This is a genomic window from Gottschalkia purinilytica, assembly GCF_001190785.1.
GTDB classification, from domain to species: domain Bacteria; phylum Bacillota; class Clostridia; order Tissierellales; family Gottschalkiaceae; genus Gottschalkia_A; species Gottschalkia_A purinilytica.
On the sequence record NZ_LGSS01000004.1, the window covers coordinates 16,910 to 35,203 of the forward strand.

Annotated in this window: 19 protein-coding genes and 1 riboswitch; of the genes, 5 read left to right on the forward strand and 14 right to left on the reverse strand. The window is 26.7% G+C overall.

The features are described 5' to 3' along the window. Nucleotides 1-19 precede the first annotated feature (19 nt). Complete coding sequence (locus CLPU_RS04965) at nt 20-382, forward strand: GIY-YIG nuclease family protein (RefSeq protein ID WP_050354791.1); 363 nt, start codon at nt 20-22, stop codon at nt 380-382. Nucleotides 383-494: 112 nt separating this feature from the next. Here CLPU_RS04965 and CLPU_RS04970 read toward each other — a convergent pair whose 3' ends face one another. Next, nucleotides 495-974 (reverse strand): GNAT family N-acetyltransferase, encoded by a 480-nt coding sequence (locus tag CLPU_RS04970; protein WP_200898492.1) that lies wholly within the window; start codon nt 972-974, stop codon nt 495-497. A 194-nt stretch (nt 975-1,168) separates the two neighbouring features. Here CLPU_RS04970 and mnmA point away from each other — a divergent pair, with 194 nt between their 5' ends. Next, nucleotides 1,169-2,209 (forward strand): tRNA 2-thiouridine(34) synthase MnmA, encoded by a 1,041-nt coding sequence (gene mnmA / locus CLPU_RS04975; protein ID WP_050354551.1) that lies wholly within the window; start codon nt 1,169-1,171, stop codon nt 2,207-2,209. Nucleotides 2,210-2,246: 37 nt separating this feature from the next. Here the strand turns inward: mnmA and CLPU_RS04980 are convergent, their stop codons facing one another. Beyond that, nucleotides 2,247-3,038, reverse strand: coding sequence for an EFR1 family ferrodoxin (locus tag CLPU_RS04980; RefSeq protein ID WP_050354552.1), 792 nt, complete (start codon nt 3,036-3,038; stop codon nt 2,247-2,249). 245 nt (nt 3,039-3,283) lie between these two features. Between CLPU_RS04980 and CLPU_RS04985 the strand changes: the two genes are divergently transcribed. Next, nucleotides 3,284-4,048 carry a DUF2935 domain-containing protein gene (locus CLPU_RS04985; RefSeq protein ID WP_050354553.1) on the forward strand — a complete coding sequence of 255 codons (765 nt, stop codon included), beginning with the start codon at nt 3,284-3,286 and terminating at the stop codon, nt 4,046-4,048. Nucleotides 4,049-4,099: 51 nt separating this feature from the next. Here the strand turns inward: CLPU_RS04985 and CLPU_RS04990 are convergent, their stop codons facing one another. The 5 genes from CLPU_RS04990 to CLPU_RS05010 all read right to left on the reverse strand — a co-directional run bounded on the left by CLPU_RS04990 (nt 4,100) and on the right by CLPU_RS05010 (nt 11,047). Beyond that, a complete protein-coding gene (locus CLPU_RS04990; RefSeq protein WP_050354554.1) occupies nt 4,100-6,172 on the reverse strand; it encodes a sensor histidine kinase in 2,073 nt (690 codons plus the stop codon). 269 nt (nt 6,173-6,441) lie between these two features. Beyond that, nucleotides 6,442-7,197 (reverse strand): N-acetyltransferase, encoded by a 756-nt coding sequence (locus CLPU_RS04995; protein ID WP_050354555.1) that lies wholly within the window; start codon nt 7,195-7,197, stop codon nt 6,442-6,444. A 4-nt stretch (nt 7,198-7,201) separates the two neighbouring features. Next, entirely contained in the window at nt 7,202-7,846 is a 645-nt protein-coding gene (locus CLPU_RS05000; RefSeq protein ID WP_050354556.1) for a GyrI-like domain-containing protein, read from the reverse strand. Nucleotides 7,847-7,997: 151 nt separating this feature from the next. Further along, entirely contained in the window at nt 7,998-8,909 is a 912-nt protein-coding gene (locus tag CLPU_RS05005; RefSeq protein ID WP_050354557.1) for a helix-turn-helix transcriptional regulator, read from the reverse strand. Nucleotides 8,910-9,259: 350 nt separating this feature from the next. Beyond that, the gene (locus tag CLPU_RS05010) at nt 9,260-11,047 is read right to left on the reverse strand and encodes a bifunctional homocysteine S-methyltransferase/methylenetetrahydrofolate reductase (RefSeq protein ID WP_050354558.1); all 1,788 of its coding nucleotides are present in this window, start codon (nt 11,045-11,047) and stop codon (nt 9,260-9,262) included. A gap of 113 nt (nt 11,048-11,160) precedes the next feature. Beyond that, nucleotides 11,161-11,264: riboswitch (SAM riboswitch) on the reverse strand. A 379-nt stretch (nt 11,265-11,643) separates the two neighbouring features. Between CLPU_RS05010 and CLPU_RS05015 the strand changes: the two genes are divergently transcribed. Beyond that, nucleotides 11,644-11,880 carry a helix-turn-helix transcriptional regulator gene (locus tag CLPU_RS05015; RefSeq protein WP_050354559.1) on the forward strand — a complete coding sequence of 79 codons (237 nt, stop codon included), beginning with the start codon at nt 11,644-11,646 and terminating at the stop codon, nt 11,878-11,880. Next, nucleotides 11,881-12,333: a peptide deformylase gene (gene def / locus CLPU_RS05020; protein WP_050354560.1), complete on the forward strand. Its 453-nt coding sequence runs from the start codon at nt 11,881-11,883 to the stop codon at nt 12,331-12,333. A gap of 173 nt (nt 12,334-12,506) precedes the next feature. On the opposite strand, the gene CLPU_RS05025 is transcribed toward def, so the two are convergent. From CLPU_RS05025 to CLPU_RS05055, 7 genes are all read right to left on the reverse strand, one after another. Beyond that, nucleotides 12,507-13,325 carry a MerR family transcriptional regulator gene (locus CLPU_RS05025; RefSeq protein WP_050354561.1) on the reverse strand — a complete coding sequence of 273 codons (819 nt, stop codon included), beginning with the start codon at nt 13,323-13,325 and terminating at the stop codon, nt 12,507-12,509. 99 nt (nt 13,326-13,424) lie between these two features. Then, nucleotides 13,425-14,333, reverse strand: coding sequence for a 23S ribosomal RNA methyltransferase Erm (erm, locus tag CLPU_RS05030; protein ID WP_050354562.1), 909 nt, complete (start codon nt 14,331-14,333; stop codon nt 13,425-13,427). Nucleotides 14,334-15,056: 723 nt separating this feature from the next. Beyond that, nucleotides 15,057-15,329 (reverse strand): hypothetical protein, encoded by a 273-nt coding sequence (locus tag CLPU_RS05035; RefSeq protein WP_050354563.1) that lies wholly within the window; start codon nt 15,327-15,329, stop codon nt 15,057-15,059. A 139-nt stretch (nt 15,330-15,468) separates the two neighbouring features. After that, nucleotides 15,469-16,143 (reverse strand): NAD(P)H-dependent oxidoreductase, encoded by a 675-nt coding sequence (locus CLPU_RS05040; RefSeq protein WP_050354564.1) that lies wholly within the window; start codon nt 16,141-16,143, stop codon nt 15,469-15,471. Next, nucleotides 16,137-16,697, reverse strand: a complete 561-nt coding sequence (locus tag CLPU_RS05045) for a flavodoxin family protein (protein ID WP_235436118.1) — start codon at nt 16,695-16,697, stop codon at nt 16,137-16,139. Before CLPU_RS05045 ends, CLPU_RS05040 begins: the two co-directional genes overlap by 7 nt. Nucleotides 16,698-16,912: 215 nt before the next feature. Beyond that, the gene (locus tag CLPU_RS05050; protein WP_050354566.1) at nt 16,913-17,518 is read right to left on the reverse strand and encodes a TetR/AcrR family transcriptional regulator; all 606 of its coding nucleotides are present in this window, start codon (nt 17,516-17,518) and stop codon (nt 16,913-16,915) included. Next, the gene (locus CLPU_RS05055) at nt 17,511-18,005 is read right to left on the reverse strand and encodes a flavodoxin domain-containing protein (protein ID WP_050354567.1); all 495 of its coding nucleotides are present in this window, start codon (nt 18,003-18,005) and stop codon (nt 17,511-17,513) included. Before CLPU_RS05055 ends, CLPU_RS05050 begins: the two co-directional genes overlap by 8 nt. Between the last annotated feature and the right edge of the window lie 289 nt (nt 18,006-18,294).

Sequence of the window (18,294 nt, forward strand, 5' to 3'; positions counted from 1 at the left end):
TGGAAAGGAAAAGAGAAATATGGATCGAAAAAAAGAACTAAAACAATTATATAAAGAAATGAAAGTTGAAGCTGGAGTTTATCAAATAAAAAGTATCAAGAATCAAAAAATTCTTGTAGCAAGTAATGTTAATCTAAAAAATTTGAATGGTAAGAAGTTTCAATTAAAATCAGGATGCCATGATAATGAAATGCTTCAAAAAGAATGGAATGACTTTGGGGAAGATGCCTTCGTCTTTGAAGTGTTAGAAGTCTTAAAAAAGAAAGAAGAAGGATATTTTAACCTAAAAGAAGAGTTAAAAAAACTTGAAGAAAAATGGATAGAAAAACTTCAACCATTTGGTGAACGTGGATATAATAAATTAAAATCTGATAATGATTAATTATTTATTGTAAAATAATGTCAAAGACAATATAGCTAGTTTACTGCTAGTTATAGGAATAAATATATTGAAGCCCTGATATCAGGGCTTTAATAATGCAATTTATATTTTATCAAATACTTTTTATCATTCTTCTACATATCGTTTCAAAACCTTTATTTTCGTATAAATCTAAAGCACCTTTATTAAATTCCCAAACATATATCTCTATTTCTTTTATTCCTTTTTCTTTTAACCAAGTTTCAACAGTCTCAATTAGCTTTTTAGCAACTCCAAGTTTCCTGTATTCTTCTTTTACTATCAATTTATCTATTAGAGCATACTCTCTATTTATGAGAATAGGATTTGAAGGATTCTCAGTTATAATAACTTCAATTACACCTATGATTTCTTCCTCTAATTCTGCAATAAAAAAAGTTGGATTTTGTTTTTCTATACTATTTGATATGTATTCTCTTATATGTTCTATATCTTCTGATATTTTAAATATATTTGGTAATGCATTACCATGTAAATTTTCTAGTTCTTTTAAAAAAATTATTAGTCTTTCAATATCCACACTATTAATTCCCCTTATATTCAAGCTTTCCATAATAACACTCCCTTTTTATTCATTACAGTAAAGCTATATACTAACTATAGATCTTAATGTATTAAAGCAAATTATATATTCTTCATATAAAATTTGCAATTTTATTCTTATAATTTTAATCTTGATAATTTCTACTTTCTGAAATATACTTTATATTGATTTTTATTTCAAAAAATTACATTAAGGTGATATATATGAATAAAAAAAAGAAAGTAGCAGTAGGTCTTAGTGGAGGAGTAGATAGTGGAACTACAGCTATGATTTTACAAGAAAAAGGATTCACAGTAGTTGGAGTAACTATGAGGCTTTTTGATCATCAAGATAAAGAAATAGAATCTGCAAGACTTGTAGCAGATACTCTTGGAATAGAACATCATGTAGTAGATTTTAGAGATGAATTTGAAGATGTTGTTATAAAGTATTTTAAAGAAACTTATGAAAAAGGCAAGACTCCAAATCCTTGTTTAAAGTGTAATAAGTTTTTTAAATATGGTAAGCTAATGGATTTTTGTAAGAGCATAGGTTCAGATTTTTTTGCAACTGGTCATTATGCAAGAAAGATATATGATGAAAAAACTGATACTTATAAATTATTAAAAGCAATAAGTAGCAGAAAAGATCAGTCGTATAATCTATTTCAATTATCTCAGGAAGATCTTAAATATCTTATATTTCCTATAGGAGAATTTAACTCTAAAGAGGAAGTTAGAAAAAAGGCTCTAACTAAGCTAAATATAGTTTCTAAAAAGAGTGATAGTACTGGAATTTGCTTTATAGAGCATAAAAAGCTTGGAAGATATTTAAAAGAAGTAAATAGTTCTTCTGTAAAAGAAGGTAATTTTGTAGATAAAGAAGGAAACATTTTAGGTACACATAAAGGTCTAGCATATTATACAATAGGTCAAAAAAGAAAACTCGGAGAAAATCTTTCATTTAACTATGTAGTTACAAAAATAGATTCAGAGAAGAACGAGATAATTTTAGGTTCTGAAAAAGACTTAATCACAACTAAGCTAGTTCTTAAAGATACGAATTTTATAAATCCGAATATTGTTCTTCCTTTTGATTCAGATATAAAAGTAAGTCAGTGGTCTGAAGTCTATAGAGGAAAAGTTCTTGAAAAAGATGGTGATATAGTTATAGAATTTTATGACCCAGTAAGAGCTCCCGCACCTGGACAAGCTGCTGTATTTTATATAGGAGATGAAGTTATTGGTGGAGGATTTATAAAGTAAAGCCCTAAAAAACATCTAGGGTTTTATTTTATAATACTTATCTTAACTTCATTTCAGTTATTTTAACGTTTGGATTTGTATATCTTCCCTTTTTTTCTGTACTCTTTCCATATTGAATTGCATTAACAGGACACCAATTGATGCATCCCATACATTGAACACATTTATCATTCCATGTAGGTTTCCCATTGACTTTAATACTATTAACAACACATATACTCTCACATAATCCACAAGTTGTACATTTATCATTAACATGAAACTTTTTAGTGTTATTTAAGGCAAACTTATTAAATAACGGATATATTAATTTACTATAAAAACCATCTGAAAATTTATTAATATCAATAAAGACGTTCTTTTTCCTTTCTTCAATTACTTTGTTTATGTCTTCTAGTAATTTTTCTGCATCTTTAAGTTTATTATGTTCCGATGTTTTATCGTCAACATCAAACATCAAAAGATAATTATTAGGCATCCTTATAGAAAATCCACTATCCAAATTAAGTTTTCTATTCTTTAATTGTTTTTCTAATAATTTAAGTGTATTTCCTGTGTTATCACCACAAGTTGCTACCGCAAATATATAATTATCATTATAGTTTTCAAGTTTTAAAATATCTATAAAATCCAGCACAATCTTAGGAGGACCCCAAGCATAAACAGGAAATACAAATCCGATAGATTCACTTTCTTTTAAAATATGTTCATATGTTCCTTTTCCACTATTCATTATTGACGCAATTGAACTAATATTTTCCTCATTATACTTACCAATTTCTTTTGCTATGTGTAGAGAATTACCTGTACCTGTGAAGTAAAATATCACAATATCACTCCCTAAAAAATTATCATAAGAATTAAGCTTCATTTTGTTTATTATTTTATATTATTACACTTAATTTAGATTAATCCTTTTTTACTTAATAAATTTATGTATCTCTATACAATTTGTAACTTGTTGTTTTTTATACTCATACAATATATTGTGCTTGATTTTTATCAAATATCTTAATGGCAAGTTAGATTTAATATTCAAGACCTTAATACTATTTAATTTTGGAGGTTTTCATAATGCTTAGTCCATCTACTAGAATTTATTTTTGGTCTGGTATCATGAGAGATCATGCAGAATTTTTTTTAACTTCACTATCTTCTAGGGAAACAGAATTTATCAACGCAGCACATTTTTATAAGACAGCATTTATTAATATAAGAAAAGAAGCAAAAATGCTAAGAAATAAATGTGATTCTATAGCAACTAAAGCTTTAGTTAACAAAGTAATTTCCCTTCTTTCAGATTTTATAAACTTTAAAAGACTTGCTACAAGAGAGCTTCTCCAATGTAATATTGAACTTGGATTACCTCCTACATTTGTTAATCATATGATAAATGAAGCTATGGAATTTTATAGAGAGCTTAACATAATGAAGCTAGGTAAATCCATGAATTCTGTAGAAGAAAATATTTTACTTCACAAAATATGGCTTCCTGATGCAGCAGGTCATGCTTCATCAATAGCAGCAGAGTTGGATCCTACTGAAACAATTATGATAAAAGAAGCTGAAAAATTTGAAAAGACTTTTAATAATTTATTTATTAAAGCAAGAGAATTAGGTCAAATGCTAGAAAGAACATGTCTTAAAAATGGTTCTTTAGAATGGCTTAACAAAGAAGTTGAAATAGAAATTAATAATTTTATATGTTTCCTCGATAAAATTCGAATGTTAAGAGAAGAATGTAAGTTATTAGGCACTTTAAAGCCTCTCATACCAGATCATATGATTCGAGAAGAAAAATACTATTTATATAATGTTAAGAGTTTAAAACGAAAATAACTAAAAGACTGTAAGAAGTTTTATGAGTTTAGCAAAACTTCTTACAGTCTTTTAATATAAATATATATCTGAAAATTCGATATTAACACTTTCAATAATTTTATTTTCTTCAACTAACTCATCTGTGGTAGCACATACTTCATCGTAATAATCAGTTTTTGGAAAAGTAATCATGAATTCGCTTCCTTCACCAATTTTACTTTTTAATGATATATTTCCGTTCTGAAGCTCTACTAACGATTTTACAAGTGATAAACCAAGCCCACTTCCTTCACACTTTCTTCTTAAAGACTTATCTACTTGAGAAAATCTTTCAAAGATCGTATCTTGTTCATCGTCTGGAATGCCAATGCCATCATCTTTTACATTCAATATAACTTCATTATCTCTATCATAGATATCTACCGATATATTTCCATTTTCTTTTCCATATTTAACTGCATTAGATAGTAAATTTAGGATAATTCTTTCTATAAGATTTGGATCGCATAAAACATAACTTTCTTCAACACTAGTATCAAATACTATATCTATATTTTTACTTTTAACATAAAATGAAACAGAAGATACTATACTCTCAACTATGTAAACTATATTATGGTGTTTCATACATGGCTTAAAAAGTCCAGTATCTATTTTTGTAATATCTATTAGATTGTTACACATTCTAAGAAGTCTATAACAATTTTGTTTTACTATTTCATTATATTTTTCAATTCCACTAATATCATTCTTTTTAATATATATATCCTCTAGCTGTAATGCACTATATATTACATTTATCGGAGTTCTTAGTTCATGAGATAAATTAGCAAAAAATTCAGTTCTAATTTTTTCACTTTCTATTTTTTGATCTAATTCAGCCTTTAATTCATAAAATTTCTTTCTCTCTGACATATTTCTTATAACCATTAAGTTACATAATTTATTTTCAAATACAGTTTCTATTTCGCAAATTTCAGTATCCAATCGATTACCATCTAATGTCATAAGTTCTAAATTAAGAAAACGCTGTTTTTTATTTTCAACTGTAATAAAGTTTTCTTTAAACTCATCAATATACTTATCATGTATTATACTAAACATGCTATTTCCGATTATTTCACTTCTGTTCTTTGCATTAAGTAAATTTACTGTAGCATTATTTACAAAAACTATTTCTTCTCCACATCTAATAAGTATTGAATCTGGTAAGGATTTAACCAGCTGTTTGTATCTTTCTTTACTTTTTTCGAGTCTATCTCTTGTGGTTTCTAACTGATTATTTTTAATATTTAATTCCTTATTTATTTCTTCCAACTTACACGTTCTATCGTTTAATCCTTTAAAAAGTATATTATATGGCTCTCTTAATACTAACTTCATAATTGATTTATATAAAAAGTAAAAAGATAAAACCCTACATACATGAGCCAAAAATGCTATGATACCATTTGGATCAATATAAAAGATTAGGAATACTCTAGACAGTACCGTAAAAATCATGGAAAGAATAACTGTGTAATTATCCTTTTCAAAATCTAATTCATTTTTATGTTTATAAAGTAAATACGTTGGGAAAATAAATATTAAACAAGAAAAGATATTAATCCAATGATTAAGAACAGTTTGACCATATCCTTCTAAATAAAAGGCTGGAGATATATCCAACGTATATGTTACTAACGTTATAACTGTTATTGCAGTCATGTATATATAAGTGATTTTCCTACAATCAACTTTTTTATTAATAAACTTAAATGCAATTGCCATAGAAATAGCTTGGATATAAGTTGATATAGCACCTAGCTGAATAGATATGTTCAACGAACTTTTAGAGATTATGTTTATACCTTCATAGTTTATTACATGCAATAAATTAATAGCTCCTACATATCCAAAGCCTATTGCTAAAAAAGAAAAAAATCCATTTTCTGAAGCCTCAGAAACATTTGTAGCTACAACTAGCATAAGAAATCCAATCAAAACTGTATAACTCTCAGATAAAAAGTGAAATAATAATTTATTATACGAATATACTAAAGTACAAATCATTGTTATACCTAATATTAGTAATGTATTTTTGATATTAAAAGCTTTGCGAATATTTATATTAATCCAACTTAGTATGTCATTTAATCTCAAGATGTACACCTCCTTGTAAATAATAACATATTATGTCATTATTTTGTATAAAATTTTGTAAATATATTGTCATTATTTTTACTATATTGGTAAATAATAGAACATATATCTACTTTCAATCGTTTTATGTAGTTTTTTATTTTATATATACTTTATAAAATAAATATTTCCTCTATATAAAATAAAAAAGTCCGCTATTAATTATAGCAGACTTGATTAAAAAACATATATCATTTTTTTAATATACTATATAGCATTTAGAAATATCTTTACAACTCATCTATTATTTTCTGAAACTTTTTAGGATTAAGTTCATGTGTTATAAACTTTCCTCTATAAAAAAGTGAATAATTTGTACATGCACAAGGACTATCTATAGCCTTCTCTCTACTATCTAGCTTAATAGTTTCATATGTAAATCCTTTTTCTAGTGCAATTTGACTTTGAACAGTATTAATATAGTAATCATTAAAAGGACAAGTATCAGAGTAGTATACTTTAAATCCTCCATTATCATCACATATTCCATTTTTAACATTAGGCAGAAATTTAGGTATATCCGTATCATCATTAAATCTTAAATACAATAATTCAAAATAAGGTTCGGCTGTATCAGCTACTAAAAATCCATTTTTAATAAAAAAATTCTTATCACTCAAATATGGTCTTTTCTTATTACTACTAAGTACAATTATTCCATTCTTACCTTTGGATTTTGAATCAGTTATACATCTATTTAATAATTCTTTGCCATAACCTTTTTTAGAATATCTTCCTGATACCCAAAAACAGTTTATTACCATATAATTTACTGCATCTACTGGAAGATATGCTATTTCTGATGGACAATATTCTATAAATACCTTCGCTCTTTCATTTAATTTAGTAAATACATATCCTTTTTCAATTTCTTCTTTTAGCCAACTTTTTTTTGATTCATATCCATTTTTGCATTTTCTATCAGATATTGCACAGCATATATGTTCTTTATCTATATTTTCTGTTGTTAATGTAATAAAGTTCATCGTATTACTCCTCACCTATCTTTTCTTTTACAGGATGTCTTATAATCGTTCTTAATTTTTCAGGCAAAGTCTTTCTTGGATCTGACAAGTAAATCTCATGATGTTTGCCTCCATCCATAAGTCTTTCTTCTAAGTTATTTTCTACCATAAACGCTTTCATTTTTTCAACTGTCTCAGGCTCATTTTTATATGATCCTCTATGCATGGCTTGTACACATAATCCTTCATTATAAGTCTCAAATGATACTTTTGATAAATCTATAACTCCCTTTTTTCTCTTATATTCATTACAAGCCCATTGAAAAACACTATCTGTAACAAATTCAGGTTGTCTTATCATTATAGCCCAAACCCAATTATCTCTTTCTCTAAAACTAAATTCTCCATCCTCTATCCACCATAATCCTTCAAGAGGAGGCATTACATATTCAAAATATCCTTCTGGTTGATTCCCTTTCATCTTACTCATTTTTATAGTAAAGCTAAGTCCATAAAGAAGTTCTACAGCCTGTTGAAAAACCTCACTATTTGGATCGCCTTTTCCAGATACCATAATAAAATTCATTTCTGGAACATTGACTATAGATGGTTTAGATTTAGGTTGATATAAATCTTTGTATTCCTTCTTATAGTCTAATTTTTTATTCATTTTGATTTACCTCCTAATTGATAATATATGTTATACCCCTTAGTCTCTTAATTATATTTCATATATTTTAGTCTTATCTTAAGTTTATATTTTTAGTTGTTGCCACAATCTTATCAGAACAAACTTGACAACAGTATGTCATATTTAGAAACTATTTTTCATAAACTTCTATAGCTTTTCTCATTCTATCTATAACAATTTCTCTTATATGTTCTGGTTCAATAACCTCTACAGAATTTCCAAATGACATAATATAGCCATAAACCCATTCATCTTCTGGCAATGTCACTGTTACAATGCAAGTACCATCAGTATTCTTACTTATATACTCCTCATCATAATAATCAAATACACGATTTAAAACTTCTGGCTGAAAATGCAGTTTTAAGGTTACAAGAGACTTTGGCTTATCTACATATTGTCCTTTGTGAACTTCTTCTGTTTTTCTACGTTCAAAAGTTTCTTCTGTTATAAGTAAGTTTTTAATCCTGGATATTCTAAAAGTACAAAAACCTTGACGCTTTCTACAATAACCCCATAAGTACCATGCCTGGCCTTTGAAAATAAGTCTCATAGGTTCTATATAACGTTGACTTTTAATGCCTTCAGAATTTATATATTCAAAATAAATTACTCTTTTTCCAATTATGGAGTTTTTAATATCTATAAATTTATTATTTTCGTTAGGACTGCTTCCCCAATGAGAAAAATCAATATATACCCAATCATCTATATTTATGTTTTTAAATAACGCTCCTATCTTATCAAGTACGATATTAATTTCTGGATAGTTCGTTGCTTGTAAAGTTTTTAAGGCTAGTATTAGACTTTCACTTTCCTGATCATTTATAAGTGTATTATTAAGAGAATAATTATCTAGTAAGGATATTCCTCCACCATTTCCTTTATTAGTATAGATAGGTATTCCAGCACTAGATAATATATCTATATCTCTATATATAGTCCTTGTAGATACTTCAAATTTTTCTGCAAGCTCTTTAGCTGTTATGGTTCTTTTATTTAATAAAGTCATAACTATCTCAAACAATCTATTTATTTTCATTATTCTCACCCAAAAATAGTATATCAATCAAATATGACATCATAAAGTCATATTTGATCTTTAAAGTCAATTTTGTGAAAAAACTATTTATAGAATTATCTATTTTTTAATGATTCTTAAAATAATTTCATATATTAAGTTATTTTAATTAAATATAATGAATCAAATAACATTTAAAATCATAAAAAAATAGCTAGATGTTCTAGAACATCTAGCTATTTTTTCTTTCGGTATTCTATTTATATTAATATATAAGTCTTTAGAATCATTATAATATATCTATATTAATAGTTAGTTTGAAGTTTTATTAATTTGATATCTTATTTTTATCATCTATAGTAACATATTTACTATTTATAATTTATTCGATTTAATATTTCCACTATCATTTCAATTCTATCAAAAGGAGTTATAAAATATAAACCATCAACATGTTGTTTTATTTTATTAGCTATTTCTATTGCTATCTCAATACCAACTTTTTCTCCTTCTTCTCTTGTCATATTTTTATGAAATCTATTGACATATTCTTCAGGTATATGAATTCCTGGAACCTCGTTATTTAAAAACTGAGCATTTTTATAAGTAACTATTGGCATAATACCACCGAGTATCTTCACTTTATACTTTTCTCTTGTCTTTGCTAAAAATTCAACTGTCTCATCCGAAAAAATTGGCTGTGTAAAAAATGTATTGGCTCCTTTATCTACTTTCTTTAACATTCTATTTATCTCTGCCTCTTTATTTGGAACGTTTAAATTTACAGCTCCACTTATGTTAATCTTATCTGATTTAAATATTTCTTTATTCATTTCAGATATAAGTTCTATTAGCCTATATGAATTTAGGTTAAATACACTTTTAGTTGAGATTTTATCTATATCCAAAATAGGATCACCTGTGATCACCAACATATTTCTAATATCTTCAATGTGAGCTGCTAATAACCCTGATTTTAACGCATTTAAATTCTTATCTCTACAACACACATGTGGCATTACATCTATACCAACTTCTCTTTTAATTTTTGCAGCAATCATAATAGAATCTACCCTTGCTATTGCTCTAGGAGAATCTGCTATTGTCACAATATCTACTCCATGTTCTTTGCATGTTCTAGCATTTTCAATCATTCTTTCTATAGATGTATCAAATGGTGGATCTAATTCAACTGCTATTATAAAATCTTGTTTTTCTATTTTATCAACAAAATTATTTTCTTTTTTATTTTCAGATATTAATTTTGTTCTTTTTGTTTCAACATGTATATTTTCATCAGTTGTTTTTATTTTTAATCTTTCCACTAAACTTTTTATGTGATTTGGTGTTGTACCACAACAACCACCTATTATTTTAGCTCCTAGTTTACTAATATCTACTACAATATCTCCAAAATATTCAGGGTTATTTACATAAACCATTCTTTCATTTATGATTTCTGGATAACCAGCATTAGGTAATGCCGAAATTGTATCACTAAAAATATCCATATTCTTTAACAATCTATATAAGTGAGTAGGTCCTGATCCACAATTAAATCCATAAGCATCTATGCTTTTTATTAATTTTAATTCATCTATTATACTTTTGATACTAATACCTTTTCTAGTAAATCCATCTAGTGTAACTGCAAATTGAGTTAATATAAAAGCATCACTATTTTTACTTTTTATATATTCAGATATCTCTTTTAGATAATCTATCGTACCAAAAGTTTCAAAAACAAATATATTTTCTCCTAACTCCATAAATGTATCTATAATGAATTTATATTCGTCTAAAATATCTATATCATCTTCTTTTTTAAATCTAGATTCATGAATAGGACCTATACTAGCACCTATAAATACATCTGTTCCTTCTGTAGCTTTCTTAGCTATTGTATATCCTTTTTCTATTATTTCTTTCACCTTTTCTCTAGTTACTCCTAAAGATATTGTGTTAGCAGAAAAGGTATTAGTTCTAATTAATTTAGCCCCTGATTTAATGTAGTCTACATGAATGTCTCTTATCACTTGCGGCTTATTTATATTTGCAAACTCGCAGAAGGATACTTTATCTCCTGTTATTTCAGAATAATATGTTCCCATAGCTCCATCTGTAATTAAAATGTTTTCTTTTAAGTATTCCTGAAGCATTTGTTTCTCCCCTTTTTTAATAGTTAATCTTTAGCCTTTATCGATAATTTATAAATAATAGTAAAATAAAAAACTCTTTCAAGATGAAAGAGTTTTATTATCAAATGTATTTCACCTCATCTTCCGACAAATATCGCAGGATTTAGCACCACGTATCTAAATAGATACAGGTTGCTGGGTTTCACAGGGCCAGTCCCTCCACCACTCTCGATAAGAGATTTGTATTTTATTGTTATTTATTTATATCAAATTATAACATATGTCTGTTAAGTGTCAATAGTATTTTTCACTTTTCATGTATAATTAAACAATTATTATATTAGATATCTTCTTACTATATTAACAATTCATACCCATATTTCAAGTTTATAATCTGTAAATATTATAGTTTTCTTTTTAGTTATTTTGAATATATATACAATATATTCTTAGATCTTTCATATATCTATCTTTGAAATTTTTACTTTTAAAGTTCTTATAGTATATTCATTAAAATTAGTACTACTTTTATAAAAACAATATGTAATGTCTACTTGACATCAAAACAGAGTGATGATATATTCACATGTAAGGTTAACATTACAGAGGTGGTATTAATGAAAAATAGATTAAAGGAACTTCGTGAACGTTATGGATTAACTCAAGAACAATTGGGAGAACTTATAGGAGTATCAAGACAAGCAATTAACGCTATTGAAACAGAAAAATTTGAACCTTCTATATGGTTGGCTTATGATATTTCTAAGATATTTCACTGTTCCATAGAAGAAGTTTTTCTTTTTGAAGAAAGCGAAAAAAAATCAAGATCACAGCAAAGTAGAGGTGTCGTTTAAATGGCATTTAGACAAATTAGACTTTTTGATGACGAAATATTAAGGAAAAAAAGCAAAGAAGTTGAAGTAGTAGATGATAAAGTAAGACAACTACTAAATGATATGGCAGACACTATGTACAATACAGAAAATGGTGGAGGATTAGCTGCCCCACAAATAGGCGTATTAAAACGATTAGTTGTAATAGACATGGGACAAGGACTTATAAAATTAGTTAATCCAAAGATAATTAAAGAAGAAGGAAAACAGAAAGTTATAGAAGGATGTTTGAGTATTCCTAATACATGGGGAAAATTAATAAGGCCAGCAAAAGTAACAGTACAAGCATTAAATGAAAATGGTGAGGAGATTATACTAACAGGTAAAGGAGATTTAGCAAAATGCTTTTGCCATGAAATAGACCATTTAGAAGGTATTCTTTTTACTGATTTAGTCACTGAATATATAAAATAACTCTATTATGTTCATTAAAATTAGTCTATATCAATGAAATTACTAGTAATATCAAGAAAAATCACTTATGAATTTTATTCTAATTCATAAGTGATTTTTTAATGTTATTTATTAAATTTATGTCTCAAAATGAAATCCATTACTTACATAGATAACTTATTAAAAACTTAAATTTACTTATCTTTTCTTTTTACAGGCACTTGGACTTCAGTTAGCCAGTCCTCTTCCTTATCTTTATTCCATATACCGTCAATATATGATTCTCTAGGGTTATCAATGACCTCATACTCATTATCCTCGATCCATTTAAAAGCAAATGAATATGCAGATCCGATAGTTGCGTAAGAACCTTTATGCAATACACATACAGCAGTAGGAACGGCTTCAATTGTTTTAAATTTTAGTATATCTGTGTTTTCTTTTAGTTCTGTTATAGCTTCACATATTTCTACATCTATGTCTTTCTCCTTGTATTCACCATCGTGATAAATATTAAAGCAATAATTTGGAGTATCACATATACATCCAACTCTCTCCATCTCTTTTGCCATAACATTTGGACATAGTTCATATAGTGCATGGTAACTTGGTATTACTTGTCTCATAGAAGCTACTATTACCTTAGGTAATTCTTTGATAATCGCATTATACATAGAATACTTTTCTCCTTTCATACTACTTAGATAACTACGAATCTGTAAAAGCTTTGCTTTTTCGGCTATAATATTTTTTAAGATATCTTGTTCTTTTAGTTTTAAGAACACTTCGATTGTAATAGGATTATTTATCACTTCTTTTATTTCATCCAAAGATAGTCCCATTTGTTTTAATGTGATAATTTTATGAAGTTTGGGTAATTGTTGTGAAGTATAATATCTATATCCTGTAAAATCATCAACATGTTCTGGCTTTAGCAAACCTATTTCATCGTAGTATCTCAATGTTTTTGTAGTAATTCTATTAATTTTTGAAAATATACCTATTGAAAACATCAATATCACCTGCGCATTTGATTTGATATTTTAAGTATAATCTTTTCCCTAAGGTAAAAGTCAACTAACTAATTTAAACTTTTTATAAAATCAAAGTTATTATAATTTATTGTAACTCTTACGATTTCGATGGATCTTATTTATTTTCTTTTGTTCATTAAGAAACTTAGAGTAACACCCATAAACTAGTTTTTGTTTTTCAGACGACACACCAATAATAAAATACTGAAATACTTTAAGCCACTGTTTAAAATTTAAATCAGTTGGACTATCTGTAATTTTAAATTCTATATTTTTTGAAAGACGTTTAAGTTGTTCATTGGAAAAAATGTATTTAAGTCTTTCTCTTAGATTTCTCCCTTTCATTTTGAAAATATATGATATAAAGTCTTTGTATAAGTCAGTTTCCTGAATCTCAACTAAAGCATTACTTCTTTTCTCAATATGAAGCATAACACTATTAACTTTTGGAACAGGAGTAAAGTCAGTATTTTTAAGTCTATAAATAATTTTCAAATCAAAGTATGGTTTAAGAAGTAAAGATCGCATACTTTCCTTATTATATGGATCTCCAGCATATTTTCTTGCTGCTTCTTCTTGAAGAATAATATATGAATCCTCAGGAATATTAGATACTGATGTTAGTCTTGATAAAATTTCTGCTGTAATATTATATGGAATACTTGAAAAAACTTTATATTTATCATTACTCGGTATATCTGTTTTTAAAAAATCTCCATATATAATTTCAACGTTTTTTGTATCACCAAATAAATGTTTAAGCTTCTCATACAAACAAAAATCATATTCTATTGCATATACTTTCTTGCATTGTTTTGCAAGTTGTTTAGTTATAATACCTTTACCTGGACCAATTTCAATTACAGTATCATCTTTATTTATACTACTTTTTTGCAATAAATCAGATACTAACTTAGTGCTATGAAGAAAATTTTGTGAATGCCATAATTTTTTGTTATTTCTTAACTTTTTATTTTTATTAACCATTTTAGAATCCTCCACTATTTATAAAATTTAAATAATAATTTAATGAGGATTCTTGTATATAGACAATCATATAATATAACTCTTATAAATAAATTCTTGTAATGTTTATTTTACTTAATCAAGTATTATTTGTTTTCTTGGCTACTTCTTTATCTTTACACGAATTTAAAAACTTTTTAATTAATGTAAGGAAGTAAAATCAAAAAAAGGCTATAGATGAACAAACTATTCATCTATAGCCTTTTAAAATTAACTTATATCTACAAACCCTAAAAATAGACATAAAAATATCGTGGTCAGAGAACACGATTCAAAATTAAAATATATAATATAAACGTATGAATGTTCTTTACAAGAATCCCCTGAAATAAGGTACAATAAAATACACCTAAAATTCTAGGCACAATATACCTTACAACATATTTTATTGTTTTTATTCAACAATTAAAAAACGAATTCTTATAAAAAAAGTTCCCACACGCAATTCTCCTTTCAATAATAATAAGCAAATTATAACATAAGTGTTTTTGCTTATCAAGTAATGAAATATTTATTATTTTTATACAATTCACTTGTATTTCTTATTTTTACTAATAATTATAATATCTGATATTAAAAAAGGGGTTGAACTTAAACTCCAGCCCTTTTAATATGAGTTATTTACCTTCGTCTTGTGCAAAAATTTTAACTATAACATGTATTGTTAAATCTTAATTATAACTTTTATTCACATTTTTCATATTTATAATATTCACTGCGGTAACACTTTGTCATAATTCCCTCTTCACCATCTGATTTTGTAACCTTGTATTTTTCTCCCTCAGAAAAAAATCCTGATATATCTTCTAATGTATAATTCATGGAAAAAAAGTTATGAGTTTTAAGTTTTCCTGTAAATGTCTTACTTAACTTTCCACAATCATCATCAACAAATCTTGCTTTCCTAAATAAATGAATTTCTCCTTTTTTTATATCGAATTTATACATTTCCTCCATGTTAGACTCCTCCTAAGATTATTAGTATAAATACATTTTGTAACTATTATATAATATTTTAACAATTAAATATAGATATAATTGTCCATTTATAATTTATTTTGTCATTGATTGAAATATTTCAGAATTTAGCGTATATTTATTCAAGATAAACTTTCTTAAAAATATCTGTAACACCATGCTTTCTTGCAGTTTGTTTTATCTTATAATTTAAAAAAGCTGCTAAAGGACGATAAATAATTTTTGGAATTCTTAACGTTAGCAATTCCTGTGGTTTAGAAGATATTTTTTTCCCTTGAAAAATATCCTCTAAGGCAAGTTTAAAAGCTGAAGTAATCTTCTTTCCCTTCCTCCCTAGATTCTCTAGAAGTTCTCCATCTATTATTGAACCTCCTCCATAACTTAAGCCTCCTAGCCAATTCATACCAACAGTTTCAGCAAAATACCTGCAGGATTCAATCATAGGTTGACAAAGAGTTATATCTGGAAAACCACACTGCCCTATCATAAAAAAGTCTTTTCCCTGTTGTTCATTTTCTAATTCTTGATACAATTTATCAAAAAGCCAAATGTTAGGATACGGAAGTGTATCTACATATAAAGGCGCTACTAAGCCTATAACATCACTTGTTAAAATACTTGCTTTTAATTCATCCAATGTATACTTACCATCAAAATAATCAATTACATGAAAAATCTCAACGACACATCCTATATCTTCAGCTAGATTTTTAATTGTACGTGCAAAGCTATAAGAAGTTTTATTTTTTCGAGGACTACCATTTAAAAGAATAAGCTTTTTCCTGTCTAACATTTCGGTACCTCCTTTAGCATATTCAATATTTCATATTCAATCTCTTGATTTTCCTCTGACTTATTAAATATTAATGCTTTATGGTAAGGACACTGCATATTTAATGCGTTTCTTTCTAACAACAATCTAAAGTTTTCAGTCTCTCCTTTAATGTTCTTTTCTGTAGTTCCAATACTTATTATTGATTTATAACCGTAACGTGTAGGATGCAGTAGATGTCCTTCCTTCACAATAAATAATGGTACAGCCATCAACGAAAACTTATCAACTGCCTTTTTTAGTTGAAAGGAATATCCGCCAAAAACAATAGGTGTAAGAAGTACTATACAACTACTTGAAGCTATCGCTCTGATTATATCAGGCATGTTATCATCTACAATACATTTTCCTGGTGTATGGTAAGCACAAGCTCCACAAGACCTACATGGTAATATATTCATATCATTAAGATTAAAATAATAATAACTATCCCCTCTTTGTTTTATCATTCTTGTCAAAATATTTTTTATATTACTTATACTATCATTCTTACTTTCAGATCCATCAAGTATCACCCAATCCAAAATTATCGCCCCTTTTATATAGTCCATTTGGCTAAATCTCATATCTTTTAAACTATAATCTCTCATAGATACTTCATAACTTACGCCATTCAAATATATACTATTAACTCGTATATCTTCTACTTCTTTATATATTTAAATAAGTAGTCACATCCATTTCAATTATTAAGGCTAATACTATAATTAATGTTCTTCTAAGTTTCTTTCTAGTTATTTCTTGTCTGTCCCACTTTAATAAGAAATTCTATCTCATCTTTAATAGAATCAATCATATAATCTAGCTTTTCTATATTTCTTCCTTTTAAGAAAAATAAAAGCTTTCCATGAATGGATGATGCTATTAGATCTTCTAACAATTTAATATTCTCTTCTGCTATATAGCCTTCTTTAGCACATTCAACTATTGTTTCATGAAGAAGTAAACCAACTGAAGGCTTCATATCATTTTTTATAATTTCTTTAGGTGCTTCTCCAAATTCTTCTAGAAATATAAGCTGAAACATATCGGGATTTTCAGCAAAATATTTAAAATATGCTACACCATATATTACAATCTGTTCCCTACAATCTTCTGAATCATTTTTAAAACTTAATATATATTTATAACAATCTTCAAGAAAATCAAAAACACAATAGGCAAGTAGCATATTTAAATCATTAAAGTAGTTATATATAGTTGCATATGAATATCCCGCTTTTTCGCCAATTTTTCTAGCTGTAATTCCTTTTATTCCTTCCTCCTTAATGATCTCCTTTGTAGCATCTATAAAATATTTCATCATTCTCTGTTTTTGTATTTCCTTTCTATCCATTAGTAACACCCATTTCATTTATTTTATTTGTTATTCTCTTTATTGCATCATAATCAACTTTAGAATAACTTTCTTTTATCTTAAATATGCTTTTTAAAAGAAACTTTTCTAAAAAGTTCATTTTTTCTAGATTAATTTCATGTCCTAGATGTTCTTTTATAAATGCTTTTTGAATAATCAGGTCTGGAATATTATATTTCATATATTCAAGTGCCTTTTCTTTTTCTTCTTTGCAGCAAATAAACAGTCCTAAATTTTTTTCAAGCAAACATTCTTTATTGTCTTCGACAAACTTTCTTACTTCACTATGCAGTTTACCTGCATAAATAGCACCACAAATTAGCACAGTATCATAATTATCTACATTTTTACACTTCTGATTTTTTAAATTTATCATATTAACTTTGCCTTTTAAGTCTTTCATAATAAGCTCTGCACATTTTTTAGTAGATCCATACTTAGAACTAAATATAATTAGAGTTTTCATAAACTCACCTCTTTATGTTATTAACATAGTTAATTATATTAACATTGTTAATATAATTATATTTCATACTTCATTTTTGTCAACAATATATTCCATATAATATAAAAATGCAGAGAAAAGATTCTTTTCTCTGCTATGATATCGCTAAAAATAACACTAATAAAAATACTTGTTACTTATAATTTTCTATAATATATTCAACTCCTTTTAGATATAATAGTATTAATAAATATATAACAAAGCTATTTAAAACATACTTGAATTTCATTTTAAGTCATTAAAATTATAT

Bases quoted from the DNA above. Each gene is read 5' to 3' on its own strand.
- CLPU_RS04965 (WP_050354791.1), top strand. From the start codon at position 20: ATGGATCGAAAAAAAGAACTAAAACAATTATATAAAGAAATGAAAGTT.
- CLPU_RS04970 (WP_200898492.1), bottom strand. From the start codon at position 974: ATGGAAAGCTTGAATATAAGGGGAATTAATAGTGTGGATATTGAAAGA.
- mnmA (WP_050354551.1), top strand. From the start codon at position 1,169: ATGAATAAAAAAAAGAAAGTAGCAGTAGGTCTTAGTGGAGGAGTAGAT.
- CLPU_RS04985 (WP_050354553.1), top strand. From the start codon at position 3,284: ATGCTTAGTCCATCTACTAGAATTTATTTTTGGTCTGGTATCATGAGA.
- CLPU_RS04995 (WP_050354555.1), bottom strand. From the start codon at position 7,197: ATGAACTTTATTACATTAACAACAGAAAATATAGATAAAGAACATATA.
- CLPU_RS05000 (WP_050354556.1), bottom strand. From the start codon at position 7,846: ATGAATAAAAAATTAGACTATAAGAAGGAATACAAAGATTTATATCAA.
- CLPU_RS05005 (WP_050354557.1), bottom strand. From the start codon at position 8,909: ATGAAAATAAATAGATTGTTTGAGATAGTTATGACTTTATTAAATAAA.
- CLPU_RS05010 (WP_050354558.1), bottom strand. From the start codon at position 11,047: ATGCTTCAGGAATACTTAAAAGAAAACATTTTAATTACAGATGGAGCT.
- CLPU_RS05015 (WP_050354559.1), top strand. From the start codon at position 11,644: ATGAAAAATAGATTAAAGGAACTTCGTGAACGTTATGGATTAACTCAA.
- def (WP_050354560.1), top strand. From the start codon at position 11,881: ATGGCATTTAGACAAATTAGACTTTTTGATGACGAAATATTAAGGAAA.
- CLPU_RS05025 (WP_050354561.1), bottom strand. From the start codon at position 13,325: ATGTTTTCAATAGGTATATTTTCAAAAATTAATAGAATTACTACAAAA.
- erm (WP_050354562.1), bottom strand. From the start codon at position 14,333: ATGGTTAATAAAAATAAAAAGTTAAGAAATAACAAAAAATTATGGCAT.
- CLPU_RS05035 (WP_050354563.1), bottom strand. From the start codon at position 15,329: ATGGAGGAAATGTATAAATTCGATATAAAAAAAGGAGAAATTCATTTA.
- CLPU_RS05040 (WP_050354564.1), bottom strand. From the start codon at position 16,143: ATGTTAGACAGGAAAAAGCTTATTCTTTTAAATGGTAGTCCTCGAAAA.
- CLPU_RS05050 (WP_050354566.1), bottom strand. From the start codon at position 17,518: ATGGATAGAAAGGAAATACAAAAACAGAGAATGATGAAATATTTTATA.
- CLPU_RS05055 (WP_050354567.1), bottom strand. From the start codon at position 18,005: ATGAAAACTCTAATTATATTTAGTTCTAAGTATGGATCTACTAAAAAA.